The following is a 9899-nucleotide window of genomic DNA, read 5'->3' as shown; positions in this document are numbered from 1 at the left end:
TACCCGACATCGGCGATTTTTCCGACGTGCCGGTCATCGAGTTGTTCGTGAAGGTCGGCGACACCATCAAGGTGGACGATGCCATCGCCACGCTCGAATCCGACAAGGCCACGATGGACGTGCCATCCTCGGCCGCCGGCGTCATCAAGGAAGTGAAGGTTGCCCTGGGTGACCGTGTCGGCGAAGGCAAGGTGCTGATCGTCGTCGAAACCGAAGGCGCGGGCGCAAGCCCCGCTCCGGCAGCAGCGACTGCCCCGGCTGCGGCCCCTGCCGCGGCGCCGGTAGCCGCGCCGGCCGCTGCCAGCCACGGTGGCGCGGCCGATGTCGAGTACGACATGGTCGTGCTGGGCGCGGGCCCCGGCGGCTACTCCGCCGCCTTCCGCGCCGCCGACCTCGGCCTGAAGACGGCCATCATCGAGCGCTACGCCACCCTCGGCGGCGTGTGCCTGAACGTGGGCTGCATTCCGTCCAAGGCCCTGCTGCACGTGGCCGCCGTCATCGAGGAGGCCGAACACGCCTCCGTGGCCGGCGTCAGCTTCGCCAAGCCGTCCGTCGACGTGGATGCCCTGCGCGCTCACAAGGAGAAGGTGGTCGGCAAGCTTACCGGCGGTCTGGCCGGCATGGCCAAGGGCCGCAAGGTGGACGTGATCCGCGGCTACGGCCACTTCCTCGACCCGAACCACATCGAAGTCGAGGAAACCACCGGCACCAGCCAGGACAAGACCGGCGCCAAGAAGGTCGTCAAGTTCAAGCAGTGCATCATCGCCGCCGGTTCCGCCGCGGTGCATCTGCCCTTCATCCCGGGTGACCCGCGCATCGTCGATTCCACCGGCGCGCTGGAGCTCCGCTTCGTGCCCGGCAAGCTGCTGGTCATCGGCGGCGGCATCATCGGTCTCGAGATGGCCACCGTCTATTCAACCCTCGGCGCCCGCGTCGATGTGGTCGAGATGATGGACGGCCTGATGCAGGGCCCGGACCGGGACGCCGTGAAGGTGTGGGAGAAGCAGAACGCCAGTCGCTTCGACAAGATCATGCTGAAGACCAAGACGGTCGCCGTAGATGCCAAGGAAGACGGCCTGTACGTCACCTTCGAAGGAGTGGACGCAACTTCGGGCGCGCCTTCCGAGCCGGTCAAGTACGACATGATCCTGCAGTCCGCGGGCCGCGCGCCCAACGGCAAGAAGATCGGCGCCGAGAAGGCCGGCGTGATCGTCACCGATCGCGGCTTCATCCCGGTCGATGCGCAGATGCGTACCAACGTGCCGAACATCTTCGCCATCGGCGACGTGGTCGGCCAGCCCATGCTTGCCCACAAGGCGGTGCATGAAGCCCACGTGGCGGCCGAAGTCGCAGCGGGCCACAAGGCGGCCTTCGACGCCACCGTGATCCCGGGCGTGGCCTACACCCACCCCGAAGTGGCATGGGTCGGCTACACCGAAGCCCAGGCCAAGGCCGAAGGCAAGAAGGTCGAGACCGCCAAGTTCCCGTGGGCCGCCAGCGGCCGCGCAATCGCCAACGGTGCCGACTACGGCTTCACCAAGCTGATCTTCGACGCCGAGACCCACCGGGTGATCGGCGGCACCATCGTCGGCCCGTCGGCTGGCGACATGATCGGCGAAGTGTGCCTGGCCATCGAGATGGGCGCGGATGCCGTGGATATCGGCAAGACCATCCACCCGCACCCCACCCTCGGCGAAACCGTCGGCATGGCGGCCGAAGTGGCCCACGGCAGCTGCACCGACGTGCCCCCGGCGCGCAAGAAGTAGAACAGTACAGATCCCTGTTGCAACGATGCTTGGCGGCCTTCGGGCCGCTTTTTTTTGGCTCGTCGGGCGCCTGGGAGATCAGGAAGGTCGAGCCCCCGCCGCTTCGGGTGCGCTTGCAGCGAAGAAGCCCGCGCAGGAAGGATTCCAGCAGCACGCGACACGATTTCGGGGGCGGAGAGATGCGTGTATCTTTCCTCCTCCGACCGAACGGATCAGGCACCGTCATGACCACCCCCGCGGACCGCGCTTCCACGCACGCTCACTTCATTCTCGACACCATCCAGCCTGAAGACCGCCACGCGCTGGACGGGCTGCTGGACCATCTGCTCAACGGCGTCGCCTATTGCCGAATGGAATACCGCAATGGCCGCCCCCACGATTTCCGCTACCTCTACACCAACACCGCCTTCCGGACGCTCACCGGCCTTGCCGATGTCGTCGGGCGTCTCGTCAGCGAGGTCATCCCCGGCGTGCAGGAATCCGACGCCGGGCTCTTCGAGATCTACGGCCGCGTGGCCAGGGGCGGCGACCCCGAAACCTTCGTCACCTACCTCAAGGCGTTGAATCAGTGGCTGTCCATCTCGGTGTATTGCCCCAAGCCGGACCACTTCGTGGCGCTGTTCGACGTCATCACCGAACGCAAGAAAGCCGAGATCGCGCTGGAAGAGCGCGCCCGGCAGCTCCGCTTCGTGCTCGAAGGCTCCGAGCTGGGCTTCTGGGATTGGGACGTGGTCTCCGGCAAGGTGGAGCGCAACCCCCGCTGGGGCCAGATCCTGGGCTACACCTTCGAAGAGCTCCAGCACACCGCGCAGCAGTGGTCCGACTTCGTCCACCCCGACGACCGGGAACGCGCCTGGGCATCCGTCTTCGACGCCCTCGAAGGCCGCACCGCCGCCCACAAGCTCGAATACCGCATGCTCCACAAGGATGGCAGCATCCGCTGGATCCTCGACCAGGCCAAGGTGATGCAGCGTGACGAGAACGGCAAGGGCATCCGCATGTGCGGCACCCACACCGACATCACCGAACGCAAGCTCCTCGAAGAAGAACTCCGCCGCCAGGCCCACATCGACTACCTGACCGGCGTCCATAACCGCCGCCACTTCATGGAACGCGCCGAGCAGGAGCTCAGCCGCGCCCACCGCTACGGCAGCCCGCTCTCGATGCTGATGCTCGACATCGACCACTTCAAGCAGATCAACGACCGCTACGGCCACAAGGTGGGCGACATCGTGCTCAAGGCCGTCGCCGACCTGTGCCACGCCACCTTCCGCGACGTGGACATCCTCGGCCGCCTGGGTGGCGAGGAATTCGCGGTGCTGCTCCCCGAAACCGACCAGCACTTTGCCGTCGACGCCGCCGAGCGCCTGCGCGAAACCATCACCAACGCCCGCATCCCGCTTGCCGAAGGCCTGCCCGTCACCTTCAGCGTGTCGATTGGCGTATCAAGCCTGAGCTCCCCTGACGACAACATCGACGTGCTCTTGAGTCTCGCCGACAAGGCCCTCTACGCCGCCAAGGAGAGCGGGCGCAACCGGGTGTGCGGCGCGGGCGGCTGACGTCGCCGGCCAGGACGTGCCCAAAGTCCGTTGCCTGCCCGTCCCGGGCGCAACTGGAACAGCCGGTGAAGGTGGAAGACCAGCGCGTATTCGGCACCAGGACAGATGGCGCCGCACCGACGCGTGCAGCCGCCCAAACATGACATCACGCTCCTGTCACCCCACCTCGCGGCGCTCAAGACCACGATGCCAATCCGGTTTTCGGGACTTGGCTGGAGGATGCGCTTAGAGTGGGCTTGCAAGCTCTTGATCACAAGAGAGGAACGGCTTTTTCCATAAAGCCCGGGCACTCCAGAGTCGATAGCGCTTTGCATGCAGCTGGGTTCCCACGACTCGGGGAGGGAGTGGATGCAATCTCGATTGACCGCGGTGATGACGCACTGTGTTGTCCGTTTCTGGCTCCGCCGGCATCTTGCCCAGCCCCTGCGTGCGCTCACGGCCGGGGTGATCCTGCTGATCGTGTCCGGCACCGGCTTGGCCGCCTCGCCGCCGCACGCAGACCCCGCGCCCACCCCGTCAGCCCCGCAACCGGGCGCAGCGCACAAGTCCGTGCTCATCCTGTCGGGCTCCCAATACGGTCTCCCGGTCATGGACACGCTCACCGCGGGCGCGGTAAGCAGCCTGAAAGACCGGGGCATCAGCGTCAATCGCATCTATGTCGAGCATCTCGACCTCATCCGCAACGGTGATCCCCACTGGCCTGAGACATTGGCCGGCGTGCTGCGCGACAAGCTCGCCAAGGCCGACATCGGCCTCGTGATGGTGCAGAACCAGGGGGCGCTCGAATTTCTGGCCCAGGACGGTTACGGCATCGTGCCGCCCGACGTACCGGTGCTGGCCACCCTGATCTCCAACCCGGCCGTAGCATGGCGCGGCCCGCCGCCCCAGATGCTGAACATCATCCGGCGCTGGGATATCGCCGGCACGATCCACCACGGGCTCAAGCTCTTTCCGCAAACACGACGGGGGGTGGTCGTCACCGGGGCCGACAGCGAGCAGCCCTTCTTCATCGCCCAGGCGAACACCGCGCTCAAGGCCACATCCGGCAAGCTGGAAGTAGAGGAAACCTCTGCGCTCTCCCACGCCGAGATGCTCCAGCGCATCTCGGCGCTCCCGCCCGACACACTCGTGCTGCTGGGGCTCTATTACAAGGATCGCACGGGGCGCAACTTCATCCCGGCCGAGGTTGCCGCCGATGTTGCCCGACGCGCCAACGCGCCCGTGCTGGCGCTATACGATGCCCACATCCGCGAAGGGCTCACGGGCGGTTCGGTGGTGGTCACCACGACGGTTGCCCGACAGGCAGGCGAACTCAACGCCGACCTGCTCACCGGAACCCGCCGGGTCGACGCGATCAACGCCGACGCCGTCGTTGCGCCGCGGCCGATGTTCGACTGGGCCCAGCTGCAGCGCTGGGGGGCCGACCCGGCGGCACTCCCCGAAGACACGCTGTTCCTCAATCGCCCGCGAACGCTGTGGAGCGAATACCGGAGCGCCGTCATCACCGCTTCGGCCGCCATTGCCGTGCTGTCCGCCCTGACCATTGCGCTGGCGATCCAGAATCACCGGCGCAAGCGGGCCGAAGAAGCCACCGCAACGCTCAACGAAAGGCTCGAAGAGCTGGTCGCCAGCCGCTCGGCCGAGCTCGCCGCCCGCTCCGCCGAACTGCAGACGATCTTCGATTCCGCCAGCTCCGGCATCGCCCTCGTCACCGACCGCAACATCGTCCGCGGCAACCGCCGGATGCACGAGATGTTCGGCTGGCCCGTGGGCGAGATGATCGGAAAATCCACCGCCATCCTGTACGCCGACGAAGAGGCCTTCCAGACCACCGGCCAGGCCGCCTACGCGCAGATCTGGCGTGGCGAACTGCACTGCCGCGAGCAGGAGTGCGTCCGCCGCGACGGCACCCGCATCTGGGTACGCATCACCGGCAGCGCCGTCGACCCGAGCGACCCCGCCAAGGGCCTGGTGTCGGTCATCGACGACATCACCCAGGAACGCGAAACCCTGGCCGAGATGGCGCGGGCGCGATCCCTCGCCGAAGCCGCAAACGTCGCCAAGAGCGCCTTCCTGGCCAACATGAGCCACGAGATCCGCACGCCCCTCAACGCCATCATCGGGCTCACCCACCTGCTGAGAAAACGCGCGCTCGACACCGAGTCCACCGAAAAGCTGGAGCGCGTCCATGCGGCCGGCAAGCACCTGCTCCACCTCATCAACGACATCCTCGACTTCTCGAAGATCGAATCCGGCAAGCTGGTGATCGTCCGCGAACCCATGAACGTGGGCGTCACCCCCAGCAACGTGGTGTCCATCCTCTCCGAAAGCGCCGCCGCCAAGGGGATCGTGCTGCGCACCGAATCCGACCCGCTCCCCCGGGCGCTGCGCGGCGACACGATGCGCATCACCCAGGCGCTGCTCAACCTGGCCGGAAACGCCATCAAGTTCACGCCAGCGGGCAGCGTCACGATCCGCACCCTGAAAGAAGAAGAAACCGAATCGCAGATCAAGCTGCGCTTTGAAGTCGTCGATACCGGCATCGGCATCGACGAGGAAACGCTGTCAAAGCTCTTCGCCCCCTTCGAGCAGGGCGACTCGTCCATGTCGAAGCGTTTTGGCGGCACGGGCCTCGGCCTCGCCATCACCCGCAAGCTCGCCGAACTGATGGGCGGCGAGGCCGGCGCCAGCAGCACCCCGGGCAAGGGCAGCACCTTCTGGTTCTCGGCGGTCTTCGACAAGATCGAGGACGACGAGCCCATCCAGATGGAACAACGGAGCAAGGACGCCAGCCACGAGATCGCCACCCGATTTGCCGGCGCCCGCGTGCTGCTCGCCGAAGACGACGAGATCAATCAGATCGTCGCTCAGGAGAACCTCGCCGACGCCGGCCTTGTGGCCGACATTGCCAGCGACGGCCTCGAAGCCCTTGCACGCATCCGGCAGGCGCCTCCCGGCCAGTACGCCCTGGTCCTGATGGACATGCAGATGCCCCAAATGGACGGCCTGGAGGCAACCCGCGAGATCCGCAAACTCCCCCACGCCGCCACGCTCCCGATCATCGCCATGACGGCCAACGCCTTCAACGAAGACCGCGAACGCTGCTTCGCTGCCGGCATGAACGACTTCATCACCAAACCCGTCGAACCCGACCAGATGTTCGCAACCCTTCTCCTGTGGTTGCAGCGCGGAACGACGCAGGGGCATTAGTCGCACCTGAACACCCCGCCTCTTCCTTCCCCGGCGCTGGCGCCATGCCTTGCGCGCCAGAAGTCCGATCGAAGGTCTGGAGCGGTTCAGCCCGAACTTGCAGCGTGATCCGCAACCCCGGTCGCGCTACGCCGCCAGCCGGGCCCGGGCCGTGTGCAGCTTGCGGTAGCTGTCGATCAGGCGCTGGTGGCGGTCGAGGCCTTCCAGTTTCAGGCTCGTGGGCGTGAGACCAAAGAAGCGCACGCTGCCGTCCACCGACCCCATCGCCGCATCCATCCGCTCGTCGCCGAACATCCGGCGGAAATTGGCCTCGTAATCGTCCAGCTCCAGCTCGTCGTCCAGCACCACCTCCAGCACCACGTTCACGGCCTGATAGAACAAGCCGCGCTCGACGGTGTTCTCGTTGTATTGCAGGAAGGCCTCCACCTGCTCCTTCGCCGCTTCAAACTGCTGCAGGGCAAGATTGATCAGCAGCTTCAATTCCAGAATCGTCAGCTGCCCCCAGACGGTATTCTCGTCAAACTCGATGCCGATCAGGGTGATGATGTCGGTGTAATCGTCGAGCTCGCTGTCTTCGAGGCGTTCAAGCAGCGCCTCCAGGGCGTCGTCGTCGAGGCGATGGAGGTTGAGGATATCGGCGCGGAAGGCCAGCGCCTTGTTGGTGTTATCCCAGATCAGATCTTCCACCGGATAGATCTCGGAATAATCCGGCACCAGGATGCGACAGGCCGTTGCGCCGAGCTGGTCATACACCGCCATGTAAACTTCCTTGCCCATCCCTTCGAGAATGCCGAACAAGGCCGCGGCTTCCTCTGCATTCGAGTTCTCACCCTTGCCGGAGAAATCCCACTCGACAAATTCGTGATCGGCCCTGGCACTGAAGAAGCGCCACGACACCACGCCACTGGAGTCGATGAAATGCTCAACGAAATTGTTCGGCTCGGTGACGGCGTTGCTCTCGAAGGTGGGCCGCGGCAGATCGTTCAGGCCTTCAAAACTGCGCCCCTGCAGCAGCTCGGTGAGGCTGCGCTCCAGCGCCACCTCCAGGCTCGGGTGAGCCCCGAACGAAGCGAACACGCCACCCGTACGCGGATTCATCAGGGTGACGCACATCACCGGGAACCGCCCGCCCAGCGACGCATCCTTTACCAGCACCGGAAACCCCTGCTTTTCCAGCTCGTCGATGCCGGCCAGAATGCCCGGGTACTTTGCGAGCACTTCGTGCGGCACGTCGGGCAGCGCCATCTCGCCCTCCAGAATCTCGCGCTTCACTGCCCGCTCGAAGATTTCCGACAGGCATTGCACCTGCGCTTCGGCCAGCGTATTGCCGGCGCTCATGCCATTGCTGAGGAACAGGTTGTCGATCAGGTTGGACGGGAAATACACCACCTCACCGTCCGACTGACGCACATAGGGCAGCGAACAGATGCCGCGCTGCGTATTGCCCGAGTTGGTGTCGTACAGATGCGAGCCGCGCAATTCGCCATCGGGATCGTATATTCCCAGACAGTATTCATCGAGGATCTCTTTGGGCAGCGCATCCTTGCGGCCCGGCTTGAACCAGCGCTCATCCGGATAATGCACGAACGGCGCGTTGGCGAATTCCTCGCCCCAGTATTGATCGTTATAGAAGTGATTGCAGCTCAGCCGCTCGATGTATTCACCCAGGGCCGACGCCAGCGCACTTTCCTTGCTCGCACCCTTGCCATTGGTAAAGCACATCGGAGAATGCGCATCGCGGATATGCAGCGACCACACGTTGGGCACCAGATTGCGCCACGACGCAATCTCGATCTTGATGCCCAACCCCGCCAGCACCGCCGACATGTTGGCAATGGTCTGCTCCAGCGGCAGATCCTTGCCCACGATATAGGTGCTTGCATCCGAATCGGGATTCAGCGTCAGCAAGGCCTGTGCATCGGCATCGAGATTCTCAACTTCCTCGATCACGAACTCCGGCCCGGTCTGCACCACCTTCTTGACCGTGCAGCGCTCGATGGAGCGCAGGATGCCCTGGCGGTCCTTGTCGGAGATATCTTCCGGCAATTCGACCTGAATCTTGAAGATCTGCTTGTAGCGATTCTCCGGATCGACAATATTGTTCTGGGACAGGCGGATGTTGTCCGTCGGAATATCGCGCGTATTGCAATACAGCTTCACGAAGTAAGCCGCACACAGCGCCGACGACGCCAGAAAATAATCAAACGGCCCCGGCGCCGAGCCATCGCCCTTATATCGGATGGGCTGATCGGCCACCACCGTGAAATCATCGAACTTGGCTTCCAGACGAAGCTTGTCGAGAAAATTGACCTTAATTTCCATAGGGGAATCCTGACGCGGCGCTCAAAACAAATTGGCCGCCATTATCACCGGTTTTGCACCGCGAAACGCGGGTTTATCGGCACGGCACAGCGCCCGCAACGGACCCGACTCATCGTGCAGCTCCGCACGAGATGTCGGGCTACGCTGCGCCAACCCGACCCACTCGAACTTCAGACACTCACGCGCAAGCTCATGTACTGCGCGCCTTCTCCGTAGGTGTCCATGCACCCCGCCTCTGGGTCGGCCACCGAGGTTGATCGGAAACCGTGGCGTTCCCAATACGTACTCGACTGATTGACCGCGGTCAGGCAGCCAAACCGCGCCTGCGACTGCCTGAGCGTATGGAAATACGCTGCGACGAGCGCAGCCGCCGCGCCAGAACCTCGCGCCCTCGGGTGCACGGCCAGGTCATGCAGGTACAGCGCATTGGCTGCCGGTGGCGGCACATAGGTTGGCTCATTCAGGGATGGCGGACTGCCCTCCTCGGCCGGTATCGCCACAAGATAGCCAACCGGAACTTCAGCCACGGTGGCGATGAAGCATGTGGCCGGGGAGGCCTCCAGCTTGGCAAGAAACGATTCGCGCGATTCCAGCTTCGCTGCGTCGTAGCAGCACGATTGAATTTCGAGCACCGCGGCAAGGTCTTCGGCGCGCATGGCGCGTATCTCGGTCGTTTTCCCCATCAGGCAGCCTTTTTGCGAAACACTTTAATCAGAAGCCCCAATAGCGGAACCGATAGCATGGAAAACAGAAGCATGGGTTTGACGTACGGCTCAAGGAATACAAGAAAAGCCTGACGGGATGGCTCACCGTGATACGGCACCTCAAGGACGAAGCCGACGCCGGACGGAGCGCCGAAATAGAAAACAATAAAATACAAGAAGTAAAGCAATGCCACAGACGAGAAAGCAAAAAGCCACGGCCTGGAAAAACCGGGCCACAAAGCCCACGAAACGCCTGACGCATAGAGCGCGGGCAGCACGACCAGGAGAATGACTTCAAGAAAAAGACTCATCATCGATGATGCTCAACTTTGTTTTCG

At 63.9% G+C, this 9899-nt stretch carries 6 protein-coding genes; 3 read left to right on the top strand and 3 right to left on the bottom strand.

Annotated elements, in window-relative coordinates; translation table 11 throughout:
- The 3 genes from lpdA to Q0672_RS07615 all read left to right on the top strand — a co-directional run.
- Positions 1-1766, top strand: a 1766-nt coding sequence (gene lpdA / locus Q0672_RS07625) for a dihydrolipoyl dehydrogenase (protein WP_298621333.1), incomplete at its 5' end; no start/stop codon positions are given.
- Positions 1767-1990: 224 nt separating this feature from the next.
- Positions 1991-3325 (top strand): diguanylate cyclase, encoded by a 1335-nt coding sequence (locus Q0672_RS07620; RefSeq protein ID WP_194271142.1) that lies wholly within the window; start codon positions 1991-1993, stop codon positions 3323-3325.
- Between the two features lie 348 nt (positions 3326-3673).
- Entirely contained in the window at positions 3674-6535 is a 2862-nt protein-coding gene (locus Q0672_RS07615) for a PAS domain-containing hybrid sensor histidine kinase/response regulator (protein ID WP_298621329.1), read from the top strand.
- 126 nt (positions 6536-6661) lie between these two features.
- On the opposite strand, the gene Q0672_RS07610 is transcribed toward Q0672_RS07615, so the two are convergent.
- The 3 genes from Q0672_RS07610 to Q0672_RS07600 form a co-directional block, all read right to left on the bottom strand.
- The gene (locus Q0672_RS07610; RefSeq protein WP_298621326.1) at positions 6662-8857 is read right to left on the bottom strand and encodes an OsmC domain/YcaO domain-containing protein; all 2196 of its coding nucleotides are present in this window, start codon (positions 8855-8857) and stop codon (positions 6662-6664) included.
- Between the two features lie 170 nt (positions 8858-9027).
- Entirely contained in the window at positions 9028-9513 is a 486-nt protein-coding gene (locus tag Q0672_RS07605; RefSeq protein WP_298621324.1) for a GNAT family N-acetyltransferase, read from the bottom strand.
- A 26-nt stretch (positions 9514-9539) separates the two neighbouring features.
- The gene (locus Q0672_RS07600) at positions 9540-9875 is read right to left on the bottom strand and encodes a hypothetical protein (protein WP_298621321.1); all 336 of its coding nucleotides are present in this window, start codon (positions 9873-9875) and stop codon (positions 9540-9542) included.
- Between the last annotated feature and the right edge of the window lie 24 nt (positions 9876-9899).

This window comes from uncultured Zoogloea sp., from assembly GCF_937894855.1.
Classification (GTDB): domain Bacteria; phylum Pseudomonadota; class Gammaproteobacteria; order Burkholderiales; family Rhodocyclaceae; genus Zoogloea; species Zoogloea oryzae.
Note: the sequence above shows the minus strand (reverse complement) of the source record. Positions and strands in the feature narration are given on the sequence as shown.

Excerpts from the sequence above, each read along its gene's own strand:
- Q0672_RS07600 (WP_298621321.1), bottom strand. The coding sequence starts at position 9,875 with ATGATGAGTCTTTTTCTTGAAGTCATTCTCCTGGTCGTGCTGCCCGCG.
- Q0672_RS07610 (WP_298621326.1), bottom strand. The coding sequence starts at position 8,857 with ATGGAAATTAAGGTCAATTTTCTCGACAAGCTTCGTCTGGAAGCCAAG.
- Q0672_RS07620 (WP_194271142.1), top strand. The coding sequence starts at position 1,991 with ATGACCACCCCCGCGGACCGCGCTTCCACGCACGCTCACTTCATTCTC.
- Q0672_RS07605 (WP_298621324.1), bottom strand. The coding sequence starts at position 9,513 with ATGCGCGCCGAAGACCTTGCCGCGGTGCTCGAAATTCAATCGTGCTGC.
- Q0672_RS07615 (WP_298621329.1), top strand. The coding sequence starts at position 3,674 with ATGCAATCTCGATTGACCGCGGTGATGACGCACTGTGTTGTCCGTTTC.